The sequence below is a fragment of the Acinetobacter sp. 778_lipA genome (assembly GCF_058242985.1).
The window spans coordinates 467237-486370 of record NZ_JBZAYT010000001.1 but is presented as its reverse complement, the minus strand read 5'-3'; the positions used below and the strand labels follow the sequence as shown (position 1 = coordinate 486370).

At 39.9% G+C, this 19134-nt stretch carries 24 protein-coding genes; 22 read left to right on the top strand and 2 right to left on the bottom strand.

From position 1 onward, the window contains the following. Positions 1–178: 178 nt before the first annotated feature. Together AC4CUY_RS02370 and AC4CUY_RS02365 are read right to left on the bottom strand one after the other, a co-directional pair. Positions 179–1237: a phage portal protein gene (locus AC4CUY_RS02370; protein WP_483770308.1), complete on the bottom strand. Its 1059-nt coding sequence runs from the start codon at positions 1235–1237 to the stop codon at positions 179–181. Next, the gene (locus AC4CUY_RS02365; protein ID WP_483770309.1) at positions 1234–3015 is read right to left on the bottom strand and encodes a terminase large subunit domain-containing protein; all 1782 of its coding nucleotides are present in this window, start codon (positions 3013–3015) and stop codon (positions 1234–1236) included. Before AC4CUY_RS02365 ends, AC4CUY_RS02370 begins: the two co-directional genes overlap by 4 nt. A 141-nt stretch (positions 3016–3156) precedes the next feature. On the opposite strand from AC4CUY_RS02365, the gene AC4CUY_RS02360 reads away from it, so the two are divergent. The 22 genes from AC4CUY_RS02360 (at position 3157) to AC4CUY_RS02255 (ending at position 19134) form a co-directional block, all read left to right on the top strand. Next, complete coding sequence (locus AC4CUY_RS02360; protein ID WP_209826850.1) at positions 3157–4032, top strand: GPO family capsid scaffolding protein; 876 nt, start codon at positions 3157–3159, stop codon at positions 4030–4032. 17 nt (positions 4033–4049) lie between these two features. After that, the gene (locus AC4CUY_RS02355) at positions 4050–5078 is read left to right on the top strand and encodes a phage major capsid protein, P2 family (RefSeq protein ID WP_483770310.1); all 1029 of its coding nucleotides are present in this window, start codon (positions 4050–4052) and stop codon (positions 5076–5078) included. Beyond that, positions 5078–5908: a phage terminase small subunit gene (gpM, locus tag AC4CUY_RS02350; RefSeq protein WP_490773617.1), complete on the top strand. Its 831-nt coding sequence runs from the start codon at positions 5078–5080 to the stop codon at positions 5906–5908. Before AC4CUY_RS02355 ends, gpM begins: the two co-directional genes overlap by 1 nt. Positions 5909–5913: 5 nt before the next feature. Next, positions 5914–6321, top strand: a complete 408-nt coding sequence (locus AC4CUY_RS02345; RefSeq protein ID WP_483770312.1) for a head completion/stabilization protein — start codon at positions 5914–5916, stop codon at positions 6319–6321. Further along, entirely contained in the window at positions 6318–6521 is a 204-nt protein-coding gene (locus AC4CUY_RS02340; protein WP_224964779.1) for a tail protein X, read from the top strand. The genes AC4CUY_RS02345 and AC4CUY_RS02340 overlap by 4 nt, the downstream gene beginning before the upstream one ends. Positions 6522–6559: 38 nt before the next feature. After that, positions 6560–6934, top strand: coding sequence for a hypothetical protein (locus tag AC4CUY_RS02335; RefSeq protein WP_096733105.1), 375 nt, complete (start codon positions 6560–6562; stop codon positions 6932–6934). 10 nt (positions 6935–6944) lie between these two features. Beyond that, the gene (locus AC4CUY_RS02330; protein WP_483770313.1) at positions 6945–7466 is read left to right on the top strand and encodes a glycoside hydrolase family 108 protein; all 522 of its coding nucleotides are present in this window, start codon (positions 6945–6947) and stop codon (positions 7464–7466) included. Positions 7467–7469: 3 nt separating this feature from the next. After that, positions 7470–7865, top strand: coding sequence for a phage tail protein (locus AC4CUY_RS02325; protein ID WP_483770314.1), 396 nt, complete (start codon positions 7470–7472; stop codon positions 7863–7865). Further along, positions 7865–8302: a phage virion morphogenesis protein gene (locus tag AC4CUY_RS02320; protein WP_483770315.1), complete on the top strand. Its 438-nt coding sequence runs from the start codon at positions 7865–7867 to the stop codon at positions 8300–8302. The genes AC4CUY_RS02325 and AC4CUY_RS02320 overlap by 1 nt, the downstream gene beginning before the upstream one ends. Before the next feature lie 154 nt (positions 8303–8456). Continuing rightward, a complete protein-coding gene (locus AC4CUY_RS02315) occupies positions 8457–9296 on the top strand; it encodes a DNA adenine methylase (protein ID WP_483770316.1) in 840 nt (279 codons plus the stop codon). Between the two features lie 84 nt (positions 9297–9380). Beyond that, entirely contained in the window at positions 9381–9935 is a 555-nt protein-coding gene (locus AC4CUY_RS02310) for a phage baseplate assembly protein V (protein WP_483770317.1), read from the top strand. Next, positions 9932–10300 carry a GPW/gp25 family protein gene (locus AC4CUY_RS02305; protein WP_151803182.1) on the top strand — a complete coding sequence of 123 codons (369 nt, stop codon included), beginning with the start codon at positions 9932–9934 and terminating at the stop codon, positions 10298–10300. Before AC4CUY_RS02310 ends, AC4CUY_RS02305 begins: the two co-directional genes overlap by 4 nt. Continuing rightward, a complete protein-coding gene (locus AC4CUY_RS02300; protein WP_483770318.1) occupies positions 10297–11193 on the top strand; it encodes a baseplate assembly protein in 897 nt (298 codons plus the stop codon). The genes AC4CUY_RS02305 and AC4CUY_RS02300 overlap by 4 nt, the downstream gene beginning before the upstream one ends. Then, positions 11186–11710 (top strand): phage tail protein I, encoded by a 525-nt coding sequence (locus AC4CUY_RS02295; RefSeq protein WP_483770319.1) that lies wholly within the window; start codon positions 11186–11188, stop codon positions 11708–11710. The genes AC4CUY_RS02300 and AC4CUY_RS02295 overlap by 8 nt, the downstream gene beginning before the upstream one ends. Before the next feature lie 13 nt (positions 11711–11723). Next, on the top strand, positions 11724–12614 hold the full coding sequence (locus tag AC4CUY_RS02290) for a phage tail protein (protein WP_483770320.1): 891 nt from the start codon (positions 11724–11726) through the stop codon (positions 12612–12614). A gap of 107 nt (positions 12615–12721) precedes the next feature. Beyond that, positions 12722–13795, top strand: a complete 1074-nt coding sequence (locus AC4CUY_RS02285; RefSeq protein WP_490773616.1) for a leucine-rich repeat protein — start codon at positions 12722–12724, stop codon at positions 13793–13795. A gap of 112 nt (positions 13796–13907) precedes the next feature. Next, positions 13908–14957, top strand: a complete 1050-nt coding sequence (locus tag AC4CUY_RS02280; protein ID WP_483770322.1) for a phage tail sheath protein — start codon at positions 13908–13910, stop codon at positions 14955–14957. Between the two features lies 1 nt (position 14958). Next, on the top strand, positions 14959–15582 hold the full coding sequence (locus tag AC4CUY_RS02275; protein ID WP_483770323.1) for a phage tail sheath subtilisin-like domain-containing protein: 624 nt from the start codon (positions 14959–14961) through the stop codon (positions 15580–15582). A 2-nt stretch (positions 15583–15584) separates the two neighbouring features. After that, complete coding sequence (locus AC4CUY_RS02270) at positions 15585–16091, top strand: phage major tail tube protein (RefSeq protein WP_483770324.1); 507 nt, start codon at positions 15585–15587, stop codon at positions 16089–16091. Between the two features lie 47 nt (positions 16092–16138). Beyond that, positions 16139–16492: a phage tail assembly protein gene (locus AC4CUY_RS02265; protein ID WP_483770325.1), complete on the top strand. Its 354-nt coding sequence runs from the start codon at positions 16139–16141 to the stop codon at positions 16490–16492. Positions 16493–16503: 11 nt separating this feature from the next. Further along, complete coding sequence (locus AC4CUY_RS02260) at positions 16504–16605, top strand: GpE family phage tail protein (RefSeq protein ID WP_483770326.1); 102 nt, start codon at positions 16504–16506, stop codon at positions 16603–16605. A 12-nt stretch (positions 16606–16617) separates the two neighbouring features. After that, positions 16618–19134: a phage tail tape measure protein gene (locus tag AC4CUY_RS02255; RefSeq protein WP_483770327.1), complete on the top strand. Its 2517-nt coding sequence runs from the start codon at positions 16618–16620 to the stop codon at positions 19132–19134.

Here is a 19134-nt window from a genome sequence, read left to right as displayed (position 1 = left end):
AATACAATTTTTTATTATAGACACATAGAGAGCAGGATGCTCCAGACAAGAATAACAAGATAAGATACAAGGAATGTAAAGGTACGACAGGAGTCAGACCAACGCATCAATTACGTAAAAAAGCCCGACAGGATGTCGGGCTTTTTTATGCCAAAATATCTACAAATTAATAATCTAACTACTTACTAGGTAATAAAAGCTCATATTCTTTGAATTTTATAACTTCAGCCCCTAACCTTTCATTAATTTGTTTTAGTAGGTTTTGGTAATACACAATTTCATTGTAATAAAAAACTTTAGCTGCTTTTTCAACATCACCAAATCCACCTGCATTTTGTGGAACAACTCCAATGAGTTGAGGTGGTATGCGATGCCCGGCAAGTTGATCATCACGACTGGCAATTTTAATATTATAGAATTCATCCTTTGCTGCAACTTCGGCTAATGGAATTACTTTAACACCGTCCTTCGTTCCACCAGGTGTATAAACAAGTAAATTTTTAAAGTTCCCTGCCCCTTTTGAATTTTCCAGTGAATCTTCTAAATCATCGACATCTTGCTGACTTTGCAAAGCATCTGTCATATGTAAAATAAATCCTGCGTGTGCACCATTTTTATAATAACGACGACGAAATAACGTTGCTGCTTCATTTAATAAAATTGCATTAATACTACTCAAATAATTAGGCACACCGTAAATTTCTTGACCAATATCGGATTCATAAACATGAATCATATCTTGTGGCGCAAATTTATAATTATTGCTTTGATCCCAATCTAGTTGGTAATAACTGGATAAATCTAAACCACGACGAATATTAAGTGCTGGTCTAGATCCAATCCCAACAATTCCATTGAAGCGATTTCTTTTGATATGTGCATAGCAATTGGCAAAGGTTAAAAGATTCAAAGCCAAAGCATTAAACTCATGCCGACTTAATAAAGGATGAGGAATGTAATCACTGGTTAAGATATTACGTTTTACAATTAAAGCACTGGTGTGGTGACTAGTTGCACGAAATAATTTTGCCGTGGCCATCATGTCATATGGAAGCTCGTACCAATCTTGCCATTTAGGACAATAGCCATATTCGAATAGGTCATGCCCGTCTAAAACAGGCTGCGCTTCCCCAAAATTCTTACATATAATTTTACTGGTTGGAGCAGCTGCTGTTTGATGTGTTGGCAACACACGTAAACGATCCAACTGCTGAGATAGCATAGATTTTATATTCATGATTTAAATACTCTGATTCGGCTACGTGTTGCGCCTTGTTGAGATGGATCGGTAATATCGACAATCGGTGCTCTTTCTAAACCATTCATAATTGCCCAAGCCAAATCACCATGACCATTTTCAGCAGAGCGACTTGTAACCAAAGTTTTATTACCACCACCACTGGTCATGGCTTTTTTAATAGAAAGAAAGGCTTTGGCGACAGTTGTTAAACCGGCATCAAAATTAAGTCGTCTTTTTTGAAATAACTCTTTGGCTCTAAGCCCCATACGAATTTTTAATTCAGGGTTATAGTTCAATCTCGTGAGTGCAGGGAAAAATTTAGACACATATTCAGAAACAGAAAGACCATTACCAGTGTTATCAATTCCAATAAAAGTGACGTTGTAACGTGCACAAACTTTTTTGATATATAGCGCTTGTTCTTGAGAAGTCTGCCCTTTGAACTGTTTTACTTCTAAGATTCGATAAGGGGATAGAGGCGTTTGCGGTGGAGCAATGACTGCAAGTGCAGCATTATCACCTGTGAATGACGGATCATAGCCAATCCATACTTCACCGTCATAATGTGGTGTTTGAGTCGGATTAAAATCGTTCCAAATTTCCCATGAATCCACCATATTAGGAATAATATCTTTGAGTGGAAAATAAGAACCTGAATCATCAATAAAATCACAATCAAATAAATTGGCAAACTCTTCATCACCATACTCGGCTAGCAAGTCATCCCGGTCAAAAAGATCACAACCCTTCTCTTCGGCTGCATCCAAAGTCACAATTTGACGAGTCTTTCTATCCGCACATTTGACGGGCATTTTTAATGCGATTTTACTGACATCAATTTCAATTGGTAATTTACGCTTGCTGTCAGTACCCGTCCAAAACGCATAAGCTTCATGCAAAATGCTGGATGGCGTCGACATATAAATTTGCTTATACATCTTTTGTGAAGCCATCGCTGAAGCGACTTTTTTGAATTTTAAGAAGTTACGAATCCAAAAGAACTCATCCATAATGACATCACCATGGCGTCCTTGTGCTGTAAGCGCATTTGTTCCTAAATAATATAGAGTTGCTTGTCCATTGGGTCCATTGACAACAATTGGATCTCCTGTTAATTCGATGCCAACAACTTCCAAACAAAAAGCTTTGATGTACTCAATAAACTGATATGCCTGTGCTCTTGAAGCTGACATAAAAATTTTATTCTTACCTGTTTTAAGTAAGTCAATAAATGCCCATAACGCAATGATAAAAGTCGCACCAATTTGACGAGATTTTAATAAAATAAAAATTCGAGACCAGGATATTGCATCCATCCATTCCTCTTGGTAAACAAATAAAAAATCTTGAAATGCTTGTTCAAGCAATGCCAAATCATCTTCAGTAATTTGATTTTTAAGTTTGCGTTTTTTCGGTTTGTTATTGCGATTTTCTAATTTTGGATTGAGATCTGCTTGTGTTCCACCTGCGCGATATTTTTCAATTCGAGCAAAACGTTCAAATTGAATCCCGATAAAATCCATTTCTTTATAGTTGGCATTACTTTTATTTTCCATAAAAGTCAGCGCTAAGTATCTAACTTTTAAACCTATCGTTAGATCATCGAATAAATCTGCTTTTTCCCAACTATCACGTTGCTTCCAACTTTCTACCGTTGCCCGATTTTCTTCTAATTGTTTTGAGATTTCAGACACAGTCATGCCCATCGCAAATAGGATTCGTCCATGTTGCCGTGGGTTTAGATTCTCGAAAGTCAAAGGATGTGATGTATTCATGCGCTTAATGTAGCGCTATGTGTTCATTTTCAACGAATAACAAAATCCTGATTAAGCGTTAAACAGGATTTAGATCGTTGCGACCTCCCTGTCATCACAAGCAGACTGCATACATCAGAAACATAGATGGAAATTTAAATAATGGGACTACCAGGAGAAGGACGTGTAGAAAAACGCTTTCGAGTTGCCCGTGAAGGTCAAACGGTCGATGGTCGTGAATTGAGTCGTCAAGAAATTCAAGACATGGCCGATACATACAATCCTGAACATTATGCAGGGCGCATCAACATTGAGCATTTTGCTGGCTGGTCACCTGAACCACCATTTAATGCATATGGCGACATTATCAAAGTTGAAGCTGTTGAAGAAGGCGGAAAACTTTGTCTTTACAACACAATTTCTGCCTTACCAAATTTTGTGGCCATGAATAAAAATGGACAGAAAATATTTCCCTCAATTGAGTTTTATCGCAATTTTGCAGGGACAAATAAAGCCTATCAAGTCGGTCTTGGCATGACTGATCAACCTGCATCACTGGGAACTCAAGCTATTAAGTTTTCATCAAATCAATTTTCTTTACGCACTCAACCCGATTCGGAGATTTACATGTCATTGACAGCTCCAACTGAAATCAATTCAGTTCCAACCGATCAAAAAGGTTTATTAGAACAACTTAAAACCTTACTCACACCGTCAAAGCCGACTGAAAGTGAAGATGAGTTTAAAAAGGTGGTTACCCAAGGTCTTGTTGCTGTTTTTGCATCGATCAAAGACTTGAATGAGAAATTCAGTACATTGAGTCCGGCACCTGCAACAACTACAACACCTGTTACAACGCCTGTAGCTCAAACCACAGAACAACCTGCAGCTGCGCCACAAGATGATTTAAGCAAAGTACTCGAACCGATTTTGCAATCAATTCAAGGCTTACAAACTCAATTCAACCAACTTTCAACGACTCCAGTCAATCTTCCACCTGCAGCTGCAGGCGGTGAAGCTGACAAAGTTGATTATTAATAGGGATACAAATAAATATGTCAGTCGCTCTTAATCCCATTGCCCGTACAAAATTATCTGCTTATATGGCCGATGTTGCTCGTGCAAATAATGTTGAAGACGTTAGATATACATTTGCAGTTCAGCCTGTCCCTGAACAAAAAATCATTGCTGCTTATCAAGAAGCAGCAGATTTTTTAAAGCAAATTAATATATTTCCAGTGGACAATGCAAAAGGTGAAAAAATTGCCCTGCTTGTAGGTACTTCCATTGCAGGGACAACTGATACTCGTGTCAAAGCACGTGCACCAACCGCAGTCGGTTCGCTCGATTTACTAGATGAATATGATTGTACTCAGACTAACTATGACGTCGCCTATTACTGGTCATTACTAAATGCATGGAAACACCATCCAAACTTTAAAGCCAAATTACAATCTATGGTTGTTCGTGCAGTAGCATTGGATAAATTATGTATTGGTTTTAATGGCCTATATCGTGCGCCAACTTCTGACCGTGTGGCTAATCCCCTTTTACAAGATGTAAAAAAAGGTTGGCTACAAAAGATTCGTGACAATGCGCCTGAGCAACATTATGCAGGCGTTGATGACGGTACAGGAAAACTTGTCACCAAAATTGGCGCAGGCAATGAGTTTAAAACACTGGATGGTTTAGTTGAATTTGCAGTTGAAGAATACATCGCAGAACAACATCGTGATAGCGGTTTAATCGCAATTTGTGGCCGTGGGGTACTCAGCGATAAATATTTACCATTGCTGAATACCATTCAAGATCCAACGGAACAATTGGCTGCTCGTACAATCTATGCCAATAAGCAGCTTGGTACTTTACGTGCCCTGCATGTGCCTAAATTCCCTGCAAAAACCATTCTAATTACGACGCCTGACAATCTATCAATTTACCTTCAGTCAGGTACTTTAATGCGTTCTATTGCTGAACAGCCTGAATGGGATCGTGCTGTGGACTTCCAATCCGTGAATGAGGATTTTGTGGTGGAAGACTATACAAAGGCAGTTCTTATCGAAAACATTGAGGTACAAGACTAATGGCAACGAATTCAATGCGTGAGCATCGTGAAAAGATGCTCGCAATCAAAGCGCAACAACAAGCAAAAAGCCAAGATCCACGCCTAAAACGTAAATCGGTCATTATGGGTGTTACTCCTGCTTCACCTGAAGGTGATAAAACCGTTATCACATCAACTTCACCAACGGCAAATATTGAGCTGCGCTTGTTCAATCACATGAACCAATTGAAAGAAATCAAATCAACTCAGGAAAAAATAGCCAAGAAAAAAGAATGGCTTCCTGAATATTTTGGTTACATCGATGGTTGCCTAGCTGTTTCCCCTTCAGCTCAAAATACAACATTAGTGACTTTAATGATTTGGGCCGTAGATGCAGGCGAATATGAACTTGCGGTACGTATTGCTGAATATGCAATTTTAAATGAAATGGTGATGCCTGAAGGCTACAGCCGTGGCATTGCAGAATTCGTTACAGAGCAATCCGCTATAGATTTTTGTGATGATTCTGACCTTGCCATTGCCCATGCTGAACTGATTAAAAAAATCATTGAGTTGGGTGTTGGTGAACAAATGGTCGATCAAGCCCGTGCCAAAATTTACCGTGCGCTTGGGGATGCATTAAACGAGGCGCAGCCTGTTGAAGCACTCAATGCCTATAAAAATGCCTTGCGACTCAATGATAAAGTCGGCTGTAAAAAAGATCTTACCGCCCTTGAAAAACGATTGAGTAAGCAAACAACCGAGTCGTCTCCCGACGCCACTGTCGGCTCGCAGGCTGATACATCTGCAGATCAAACTGCCGATGCCTCAGTACCTGCGTCCACCGACTCCACCACGGCTGCGGAGTAGGTCAAATGTTACTAAATGCACCTGTTCCTGATAATGAAGTCGAAAATCCTGATCCAATGCGTCCCAATGTCAGTATTTTAGATTTGTTGGGTCAGGTGCGTTTAGACAAATCCAAAGGCGAAGTACTGCTGACTGAAAAAATCATGCTCGCCATGGATAACATTAATGATCAAACACTTTTACTTAATATCGAAACTGATACTCAAATTCGATATTACAAACGTGCAGTTTGCTATGAAGCGGCTGCACTGATTTGTGAAGATAATTTAGATTTTGATACCACAACAACGGGACAAACCCGGGGTGAAAATCAACAAGTTAAAACGCAAGCTTTACGTCGAACAGTGAATTACAGCGTCGGTAAATTAATCAGTAAAGGCAGACCAAAACGTAATCGAGTGAAATTGATATGAATCAAATCAAAGCAATGCAAAACGATACTTTTGATTCACTCGCTTACCGCTATTACGGCAATCAGTCGATAGTCATGCTGCCTGCACTGCTTGAAGCAAACTCAAATTTGCAACAAGTCGTTTTACAAGAACATCAAATCATTAATTTACCTGAACTGGTACAAGCTCAACGGCCTCAGACAATTAAATTATGGGATTAGTTATGTTTGAACACTTAACTTCCCTCAAGGGGAAAACGATGAATGATCCGCTGTCAATTAAGGGGTTACCATGGCTTTTTAAAATTATTGCAGCGATCATGGGCGCAATTCTCGCCTTGATTTTAAGTGGTGATATTGACACCCAAGGTCGTATAAAAATCACCGTTGGTGTGATTTTAAAATTTTCGATTAGCGTAACTATCAGTTTATATGGTGGTGCTGCTTGCATTGAATATTATCAATTACAGCAATACTCACATATGGCTCAAGGTTTTGTGATGTTGCTTTTTGCCGTGTTTGGCATGTTGCTGATTGGTATTTGGTATCAATCTATGCAGTTACTCAAAGGTAAAACCTTTAGCGAAATTATTGCTGAAGTTAAAGCTGCTTTTGCTGCAATGTTCAATAAATAAGGAAATCATCATGTCACTTACATTTGATCAAGCCTTTGAACGTCTCATTGGCCATGAAGGTAAATTTACAAATGATCGTCAAGACCGTGGCAATTGGACGACTGGTGTAATTGGTAAAGGTCAACTCAACGGCACAAAGTATGGTATTTCTGCCATGACTTATCCTGATTTAGATATTAAAAGTTTAAACCTTGAACAAGCCAAAAACATTTATAAACGGGATTGGTGGGACAAGATCAATGCCGATCAAATCGACTCTGCCCTTGTCTTTCAAGTTTGGGATTTTGCCATTAATGCAGGCATGGGAACCGCCAAACGTAAACTACAATTGGCTGTAGGCGTGTTAGATGATGGCATCATCGGAAACTTAACAATTCAAGCCATTAATAAAGCTGATTTGAATGATATTTTATTGAAATTTAATGCAGAACGATTGAAATATTATACAAGTTTAAGCACTTGGCCACGCTATGGAAAAGGTTGGACCTTACGTGTTGCAAGCCAGTTAAATTATGCAGCATTGGATAATTAAATCATGATCGCATTGATCGGTTTAAAAACATTTTTGCAAGAAAAATTGCCGAGTATGACTGCAGACAAATGCCATTTATTTATTGTGAATGGCACACAAGCAAAAGGTTATATGGATTATACCGTTCGGCTTTTATTTCTTGATTATCGCTTAGATCCGATTGAAGTCATCATGCTAATTCGGAGTTGGCTTAAAACTCAAAATCTGCATTTAGACACCACGGGCAATGATCTACAAATTTCATTTAGTTCTGAAATTATTGATAATGATACCTTTGACCTCGAAGTTGACTTTCCACAACGGGATAAAGTGGTAATAGATGACCAGGGCTATCATATTTGCCCTGCGTTGGAATGGAGTGATTTACGAGGTGGATTCATTCCGAAAGGATTCGAATAATGAAATCTTTTGCTGCTTTAAATCGTTGGTTTGATCAATATCTTCAGCACTTAGAGCCATCTCAACGACGAGAATTAATGCGTCGTTTAGCTCAAGGATTAAGAATACGATCTAAAGACAGAATTAGTCAGCAAAGAGATCCAAACGGTAATCGTTTTACGCCAAGAAAAAGGGATCAAATTGGAAGTATTAAGCGTAAAGGTGATATGTTCAAAAAGATTGGCCAACAATTAAAAACAGAATATTCAGCCGATAAAGCTTCAGTAGGTTTTGGTGGACGTACAGCCCAAATTGCGAAAGTACACCAGGAGGGAAAAACGATCCGCCCTACTGATCATGCAAAACCAACTAAATACCCAATTCGTGAATTGGTTGGTTTTAGTCAAGATGATCAAAAATGGATTGAAACGGAGTTAGAGAGATTCTTCAGAATATGATTGAACTCAGATGTAAATGCGGAAAATTACTAGGTCGTATTGAAAAGATCACAGTACATCTAGAAATCAAGTGCACTCGTTGCCGAGTGCTGAATCATTGGAACGCCTAGAGCGTCAGGTTAGATAGCCTTGAGCTACCAACGGAGTAGACATTATGTCCCCGAAAACTAACCCAAACCAAGAAGTATCAAAACCTTCCTATAATCCTTCAGGACATTCATTTTCAGGGTGGATTGGTGGTAAATCTCAATTGGCCAAAACTATTATTGACATGATGCCTGAGCATCATCATTACTGTGAAGTATTTGGTGGTGCAGGTTGGGTGCTGTTTAAAAAAACAGTCTCCAAACTTGAAACTATCAATGATATTAATGGCGACCTTATAAATTTATATCGCGTTTTTAAATATCATCCTGACGCCCTGGTGCAAGAGTTTGAAACCCAACTCATCAGTCGTGATGAGTTTGAACGATTAAAAATATCAAACTCTCAAACATTAACGGACATTCAAAGAGCAGCTCGATTTTATTACTTATTGAGAAACTGCTTTGGAGCAAAAGTCGCGGCACCAAATTTCTTTTCACATGTTGAACGTAAACCACATTTAAAATTAGGTGATGAATTAAAATTAACCTTGTCTATAATTCATCAGCGATTACAAAAGGTAAATATTGAAAATCGCAATTTTGATACTTTGATTCAAAAAATGGATCGTCCGACCACTCTATTCTATTTAGATCCACCTTATTACAATTGCGAAAACTATTATGGTAAAGATATTTTTAGCCGAGATGATTTTTCAAAACTGAATGATATTTTACGAAATATCAAAGGAAAATTTATTTTAAGCCTTAATGATGTGCCTGAAGTGCGTGAATTGTTTAAAGGCTTTTACTTTCAAACTAAAAAAATTCGTTGGTCACTCAACTCTCAATCTGAAGATGAAAATAATGGTAAAGAAATCATTATTACCAATTTCAAGATTCCTGATTAAGCGCTAAACAGGATTCAATTCCTCGCACTTTAAAAACAAAATGCCCATGATTTCAAGCATGGGCATTTTTACGTTTAAATCATCATGAGCAATCAACTTTTACGCCAATTTCAAAACCTTTCCAGTATTGGAACTGTAATAGCAGTCGATGCTTCAGCATGGAAAATTCGCTTAAAAATTGATGAAAATGAGACTGATTGGATTCCTATTCCGACCATGGCTGCAGGCGTTGTTAAAATTTGGCGCTGTCCATCGATCGGAGAACAATTTTCAGTTTCAGCTCAAGGCGGTGAGCTAACTAATTCGGTACCGCAAATCAGTTTATTTTCTGAAGATTTCCCACCTCCAAGCGTAGACCCTGACGAGGTTTATATTCAATTAGGCGAACATTCTTTTGTTGTCAATGTCGCTTCAGGCGAAGCCATTTTTAAATTAAGCAAATGCACCTTTGATGTTCCTGAAACTGAATTTACTGGTCAGGTCAAAATTCAAAAAAAATTGGACGTTACACAAGGCATCCACGCCCAACAAGATATCACCTCTGATACGGATGTCATCGCCCAAAACATTAGCTTAACTACACATAAAACTTTAGGTGTGAAAGGTGGTACAGACACTTCAGGAGGACCAACTCAATGAAAGGTATGCATCGAAGCACTGGTAAAGCAATTACTGATAATGATTCATTTCCTGAGCATTTATATCAATCTATGCATGACATTCTTAGCACCTTGATCGGTACTCGATTATGTCGAAGAAATTACGGTTCACTTGTTCCGCATCTGATCGATCAACCCTGTAATGACTTTACCAAGCTTCAGATTATGAATGCCTCAGCGACTGCACTGATTCGCTTTGAACCTCGCATCAAAATTAGTCAAGTTCAAGTTAGCCAAGCTGCTGCTGTTGTGGGCTATTGGCTGATTACCATTCTAGGCAATATTAAGACCATTACAGGTACTCAAACAGTTAAACAAGAATTTCTAATCGGGGCAGCTACATGAGTTCAAATCGTATCGATCTTTCTGCTTTACCCTTTCCAAATGTTATAGAGCAGCTCGACTTTGAAGCGGAGTTAGATGCATGCAAACAAGATCTCATCGCAAGAGATCCCGAACTAGCGCCAGTATTAAATTTTGAAAGTGAGCCAATCGTTAAAGTACTTGAAACCTTTGCTTATCGCTTATTGCTTAAAACCTCCCAGATTAATGCCAAAGCAAAAGCACTCATGTTGGCTTATGCAAAAGGGGCAGATTTAGACCATTTAGCAGCTAACCGTAATGTTTATCGAAAAACCATTATTGAAGCAGATCCTACCGCAAACCCACCTGTCGAAGCTGTTATGGAGGACGACGAAGATTTGCGTCGTCGAGTTCAGTTAGAGCCTGAGAGTAAATCTGCAGGTTCAGTCGGTGCATATCAATTTTGGGGTTTAGGTGCACATGGCCATGTTAAGGATATTGCGGTAGAAACGCCTGCAGCTGGATACGTTGATATTTTTGTACAAAGTCATATTGATGATGTTGCGCCTCAAACTTTACTCAATATTATCGATGTCGCATTAGATCCTGGTACTAAGCGTCCCTTTACAGATGCCGTAACTATAAAAGCAGCCACACCTTTTGAATGGGCGGTAAACGCCACTTTAGTTTTATTCCCTGGTCCTGATTCTGCAGTAGTTCAAACGGCTGCTGAAGATGCCCTCAACACCTACATTAAAATGGTTAATGCTTTGGGGTATGACGTCACTCGCAGCGGAATTTATCACGCTCTACATGTGGCTGGTGTACAAAATGTCATTTTGACTGCGCCAGCGAGTGACATCATTTTAGCCAAAAGCCGGTATGCAAAATGTACTGGCACAACGCTAACAATTACGGAGTTTCGCGATGTCTAAACTCTTGCCTCCCAACGCCACAAAACTTGAAAAAAATATTGAGCAGCTTGGTGAAAAAATTACTGCACTTCCCGTCCCTTTTGTTGATTTACATCGTATTCATCTTTGCCCTGTTGCTCACTTACCTTGGCTTGCATGGGAGCACCGTGTCGAGTATTGGCAGCCTAACTGGGCCGAATCACAAAAACGTAATGCCATCACAGAAAGTAAGGCTTTCAATGCGCAACGTGGCACCCGATCTTCCATTGAAAGTCTACTTTCAACTGTCGTCCCTCAATTCCAATTAACCCCTTGGCATGCGCTCATCCCAAAACAACCGCCATTTACTTTTATAGTCAATATTCCGACTAGTTACCTGCTAACGATTGACCAATTACTTCAAGTATTAACGGCTATTGAAGCAACAAAATCGGCAAGAGATGCTTATTCAATCACTGCAAAAGTTAAAACAGAAAGTCATTTTAATGTTGTTGGTGCATCACATACTGGTGCAACCGTTTATCTATCTACAATTTAATAAGGTTTAAATTATGGCTGCAAAATACTATGTCGCTTTGACTGAGTACGGTTCATCATTGATTGCTCAAGCTCATAATGTTGTCAGCATTCAACTCACCGCAATGGTGATTGGTGATGCAAATAATCAACCTTATGAACCTATTGACCAAAAAAGCCGAACATCTTTAGTCAATGAACGTGCCAGAGTTCCTATTCAATCTGTTGAAGTACTAGGGCAAACTGCACGAGTCTCTGCCACGATTGAAGCAAATATCGGTGGTTTCAATATGCATGAATATGGCTTTATCGATGCCACTGGCCAACTGGTTTATATTGGTAATTATCATGGCGCATACAAACCGGTGATTGCTGAAGGTGCAGGTGGTGAACTTGAAATTGTCACCGAAATTAAAGCAGATTCAGGCGCTCAAGTTTTAGTCGAAATTGATTCCCACGTTGTCACTGCAAATAAACAATGGGTTTTAGATCAAATCAATAGTCTAAAAGAAACCCTTTTAAGCCGACATGATATTGCCATTGGCGATCCATTCATCACCACAATCTTATTCAATAATTCAGATGCAGTGAATAAACATAAAGGATATGGCGAATGGCAAAAGTCGGGTGATGGTCATGCCCTGGTCAGCCGTGCCCTAGAAAGTAATGAACTTGCGCCTAGTTTTATGAAAGTAATAGGCAACACCGGGGGCGAATATACCCATAAATTAAGCATTGAAGAATTACCAAAACATCGCATTAATATCGATGCAACAACAACCGACAGCCCTGGTACTGCACGTCCCTCATTTAATTTTTCAACTGATAAGCCTGCTGACTTGAAAACTAACGAGATTGGTGGCGATAAAGCCCATAATATCGTGCAAAAATCCATGGTGGTCGATGTTTGGATCCGCACTGCATAAAAGCAAAATCCTGATTAAGACTTAAACTGGATTGTACTTATAGAATATTAAAATCTCAGACCGCATGATGACTTCAAATCCACAAAACCAATATATTTGGAGTAATCATGGCTGAGTTTCATCACGGAATATCAAAACGTGAACCCACTTCAGGCATCATTCCGATGCGAGATGCTGACACCAATGTCATCGGACTCATCGCGTTTTCAGATGATGCCGATGAGGATGTATTCCCACTCGACACACCGACTTTAGTGACATCAATCAATCGCGCACTAGCAGCTTCAGGAACTCAGGGTAATTTAAGAGCTTGTTTAGAAACCATGTCCGCGATTACCTCTCCAACACTTGTGGTTATCCGTATTGAAAATCCATTCAAAGGTGAGATTTTTAATCAAAGCTTGGTCATTGGTACAACCTTACCAACTGGCCAACGCACAGGTATCCAAGCTTTACTGACTGCAAAATCAATCTTGGGAATCACACCTAAAATTAATATTGCACCAGGTGTAGAAACCCCTGAAGTTGTCCAAGCTTTGGCAGCCGTCAATAAGAAAATTCGTGCTTTCTCTTATGTCACCCCACGGGATATGTTTGGGGTAATGCTTGAAACCATGCAAGATGTTACAGCCTATCGAGATACCCTTTCAGACCGTGAAATCATGCTGATTTGGCCTGAATTTACCAGTGGCAATGTGCTTCAAGGGAATAATATTCCTCAGCCCAGTGGTGGACGTATCGATTACACCATTAATGGAATCGTAAATACCCAATACTTAATAGGTGCAGAATTCGAACAATTCAGATCCTTAAATATTACCCATGTGGTTGTTTATGAGGGTGTTGAATATCTTGGTGATGGATCATTTTACGAAAATAAGATTTCAGGAAAACTCGTTTTCCCTGAGTCATTACAACGGATTAAACAAAATACCTTTGCAAATAATCAAATCAGCGAAATCGTTTTACCCACAAATTTAATCGAACTCGATAGTTATGCATTTGCAAATAATCAAATCAAAACTGTGACTGCATTAAGCATGATCCCACCTACCATAGGCAAAACCTTTGCATCATTTTCCAATAATCCGTTAGAAACAATATATGTGCCTGCTGCTTCAGTAGATGCCTATAAATCGGCTTGGGATATTTATGCAAATTTCATTCAACCAATAAACTGACCAAATGCAAAAATCCTGTTTAAGACTTAAACAGGATCGAACTTATAGAATTATAAAATCTCAAACCGCATGATGACTTCAAATCTGCCAAAACAACATATTTGGAGTAATCATGGCTGAGTTTCATCACGGGATATCCAAAAGAGAACCCACGTCAGGCATCATCCCGATGCGAGATGCTGACACCAATGTCATCGGACTCATCGCCTTTTCGGATGATGCAGATGAGAATGTTTTTCCACTCGACACACCGACTTTAGTGACATCAATCAATCGAGCACTTGCAGCTTCAGGGACTGAAGGTAATTTAAGAGCTTGTTTAGAAACCATGTCCGCGATTACCTCTCCAACATTGGTGGTTATTCGTATTCAAGACCCGTTTAAAGGCGAAGCTTTTAATCAAAGCCTGGTCATTGGTACCACATTACCAACAGGTCAACGCACAGGTATCCAAGCATTGCTGACTGCAAAATCAATCTTGGGAATCACGCCAAAAATTAACATTGCACCGGATGTAGAAACCCCTGAAGTTGTCCAAGCCTTGGCAGCCATCAATAAAAAAATTCGTGCCTTCTCTTATGCCACCCCACGGGATATGTTCGGGGTAATGCTTGAAACCATGCAAGACGTTACAGCCTATCGAGACACACTTTCAGATCGTGAAATCATGTTGATTTGGCCAGAGTTTACCAGTGGAAATGTCTTCTTGGGAAAGTCGAAAGGCCAATGTGATCCATCGTATTTTGCGGTTCAAGATGTTGCGATGGATTTACCAACAACGGCTCAATATACGATTACTTATGATCTTCACATCCCTGTAGAAAACATTGATTTAAAAAATCAGGTCTTAAAATTTGATAGTGGCACAAACAGTACACAAGAAGAATTTGAAACGATTATTCGTCGAATTTCACTTGTAGAAAGCAGTCAACAATTACTCACGGGTGGCGGTGGTGGAGTTGCATATTTTCAATCCTATCGTGGTTGGATTATGGGGGGTGATGGATCTACAACAAAAAGCGCTGCGACGATTACTTTAAAAAAATCTTTGAACGCTGAATATGATTTTTTTGATTTTTTAAAAAGACAAGATTCTGCGACACCATTGGTTAGCCCTTTTGAAATTCACTCTTGTGGTGTTCAAAACTTTTTAGGACTTTAATATGGAACTTACATACGGACCAGGCATCCTCTCTGCCGTCGTGGCTGCTGCTGCTTTACGAGCTGAAACTGACAAAAAAGTCGGCTGGCATAAATCACTTTCAAATATTCCAGTGACTGGACCAACAGGAATCAGTCGCCCTATTACTTGGGATCTAGAAGATCCTGACACTGACGCTGGCTATCTAAACAGCAAAGAAATCACAACGCTTATTCAACATCAAGGCCTTCGTTTTTGGGGCAACCGCACTTGTTCTGCAGATCCTAACTTTGCATTTGAAGTCTCAACACGAACAGCCCATTTTCTACTTGATACCATTATTAATGGCTGTTTCCCCTTTGTTGATCAACCCTTAACGCCTTTCTTGGCCAAAGACATTATTGATTCAATTGATGCAGAGCTTCAGGAGCATGTCGGCGAAAAACACCTATTGGGTGCATCGGTTTGGTATGACCCGAATGAGAACTCAACAACACAATTACAGCAAGGGCAAATGTGGGTCGATTATGACTACACCCCTATTCCACCACTTGAAAATCTAGGCTTAAACCAACGTATCACAGGTCGATACTTGGTCGACTTTGCTCAGTTGATCAATGGCGCAAACACCACAGAAGGAGTTTAAGCATGTTACCAAGAACACTTAAAAATTTTAATGTCTTCGTCAATATGCATTCATGGGCAACCGTAGCCGAAAGCTTCAATATCCCTAAAATCACTAAAAAGACTGAAGACTTCCGAGGCGCAGGCATGATCGGTGATGTCGCTTTGGCCATGGGCTATGAAAAACTTGAAGGTGAAGTGACCTATGCAGGTTTTGACGTCAAACAATACCGACAATTGGGGGTATGTGGGACCAACGATTTACCTGTGCGCTTTGTCGGCATTTATGAGAATCAAGATACCTGCAAGATTCAAAATGTCGAAATTTATATGCGTGGCCAAGCATTGGAGCTTGATCCTGGTTCATCAAAAAATGGTGATAAAACTGAAATTAAAATGGCTTACAACTACACCTATTACCGCATGGAAGTCGATGGTGTGATCGAAGTTGAACTTGATTTCATTCGAGGTATTGAACGCTTTGGTGACAGTAATCTCGTTGCCGATATCAAAAAATTACTTGGTCTTTAATAGACCAAGTTTTACCCATCATTTCTATATTTAAATCAGAGAAAATCATGACTAAAGCAACTGAAAAAACCACTCAAGCACTTAATTCAGAAACCATCACAGATCCGAATGTTAAAACAGCGATTTTAGAAAACCCCATCATTCGTGGTGAGATTCAAATTACTGAAATTCAAATTCGTAAACCCAACGTCGGGACTTTACGAAATTTAAGCCTACAAGATGTGCTCAAGTGGGAAATTAATGCGGTGAATACTGTACTTACCCGTGTCACTCAACCTGCCCTTAATGTGGCTGAATTAAACGCCATGGATGTGTCTGACTACACCACTTTAACCGTGGAGCTCACCAGTTTTTTAGTCAGTGCGAAAGCCAAATCCCAAGCAGCGTTGATGACGTCATAGCGAATCTTGCTGTGGTTTTCCATTGGACACCGAAAGATTGTGAACATTGGGAAATAGAAGAATTAATGCAATGGAATGAACGAGCGAGCGCACGTTCTGAAGTTAATCATTGACCAGGTAAAAATATGAGTAGTCTAAGTCTAAGTGCAATTTTAATGATCGTGGATGAAGCTACTCGTCCTCTTAAAATGATTCGTCAGAATTCGGATGACACCGAAAATTCTATTGAAGACCTTACCCGTAGCATTGACCGCTTAAATCGAACTTTGGGCGGTTCAGATGCACAACAATATAATCAATCCCTAAAACAAACAGAAAAATATTCCCATGCCGTTCGATCAGCAACAAAAATGTTGGTGACTGAATATGGTCATGTTGATCATGCATTATCTGCAGTCCTCAATAAAACAGATCAATGGAATGCCAAACTTGCTGAAAGTAGAGCAGCAATGCGAGAAGAATTTAAAAGCATGGCCATAGGCGGTATTGCTGCAGGCGCAGGACTTTATAAGTTTTTTCAACCTGCCCTTGAGTTTGAAAAACAAATGAGTGGTGTTCAGGCAGTTTTAGATTTAGAAAAACATAGCAAAACAATGAAAATGCTTGAGGATGATGCGCGTAAATGGGGCGCAGCGTCATCATTTAGCCCAAAGGAAGCTGCAGAGGCACAATTCAATTTAGGTTCAGGCGGTTTTAATCCGAAGCAGATCCATGAGGCTTTAGGCGGTACATTACAATTGGCTGAAGCAGGCAAGGTCGAACTTGCTGAAGCAGCGCAAATTGCCATAGGTACACTAAATGGATTCGGTTTAGCAGCTAAAGATATCAACCGAGTTAATGATATATTTTTACAGTCCACCAATGCGACTGCAACCAGTGTTCAAGGTTTAGGGGAAACCATGAAGTATGTTGCACCTGTTGCCAAGCAATATGGTGCAAGTATTGAAGAAACCACCGCAATGGCTGGCCTATTGGGAAATAATAATATTCTTGATACTCAAGCCGGTACTTCGCTTCGTGGCATCATGTTGCGTTTAGCATCACCACCAAAAGCAGCCAAAGCAGCGCTTGAGTCGTTAAATGTCACTACAGTAGATACTAAAGGCAATCTGCGTGATATGTCTGATATTTTGGATGATATTCGAAAATCCACTGCAGGTATGGGATCTCAAAAACGTCTAGAACTCATTTCAGATATTTCAGGTGTCGAAGCTGCTTCAGCAATGGCTGTATTGGTTGATCAAACAGCAATACTTGATGAAAACACAGGCAAAACTGTAAATAAGATTAAGCAACTCACAAGTGAGCTCGAAAACTCTGAAGGCGCAGCTGCACGAGCTGCTGCGATTTTAAAAGACAATCTTTCAGGTGATATCGAAAATATGGGTGGTGCTTGGCAAGATTTTAGTATTTCCATACAAAAAGTGCTTGGCAATGACTTACGTACTTTCATCCAACAAGTTACAGAGATCATTGATCGAGTTAAAAATTGGGTGGATGCAAACCCTGAGCTTGTTCGTACCCTTGCTAAAATTGCTATGCAATTGATCATGTTTAAAGTGGCGATGTTAAGTATTAGATACACCACCAACTTATTTTTTGGGGCCATTGTTGGCGTGATTGCAGGCATTACCAAGCTTGCTATTTTAATGTTTATATTGCGAACCGTTGCAGGCAAGCTAGGTATCGGCCTACCGAGCCGTTTCACACTCATAGCAAAAACCATTCAACTTGTAAGTCGCGCTTTTACTTTCTTGGCCAGTCGTGCGATTCCCTTATTGCTTGTAGGGTTACGAGCAATGAGCATTGCCCTACTTACCAATCCTTTGACTTGGATTATTGCAGCAATCGCCCTGCTCGCATTTGTCATCTATAAATATTGGGGGCCGATCAAAGCATTCTTTAAAGGATTTTGGGATGGTCTAAAAATTGGCCTTACGCCTGCCATAGATGCAATTCGTAGCGCATTTAATAACATCAAAACCATACTCGCACCCTTACAGCCGGTTTGGGATGCGCTGATAGGTGCTTGGACCGCATTTAAAGGCATATTGGGGGAAATACTGACACCTATGCAAGCCTCCAATCAAGAGCTTCAAAATGCGACCAATTACGGCAAAATATTGGGTGAATTTATTGGTCTACTTGCAGGCATATTTATCCAATCCTTTGTGACTATTGGCAGATGGTTGGGCGAGACTGCAGCCAAAATCGTGATATTTGTTGGCGCTGCTATGGCAGCATGGGAAAACTTTAAAAGCGGTGTAGTGGCCGTGGGAGCGAGTATTGTTGATCATTTACTTTCACCGATTCGACTAGTGATTGGCGCTGTCAATACGCTCATTACTGGACTGAACAAAATCCCCTTTGTGAATATTCCAAAAATTCCTCAAATTCCACAATTTAGTAATACTGCAACGGCTGGAACCACGATCCCCACTAAAACCATTCAAACGCAGCCGATCGTACCTTTACGCTTGCCTCAAGCAAAAACATCAATCAATCATTTTGCACCGGCACAGATTCATATTTCTGGGGTTTCTGATACTCAGGCTGTTGGTTTATTAATGGATCAAAAATTAAAGAATTGGCAGCAATCTGTCACTTCAGCTCAAAACCGTAGTTATAGCGACCAGGACTAG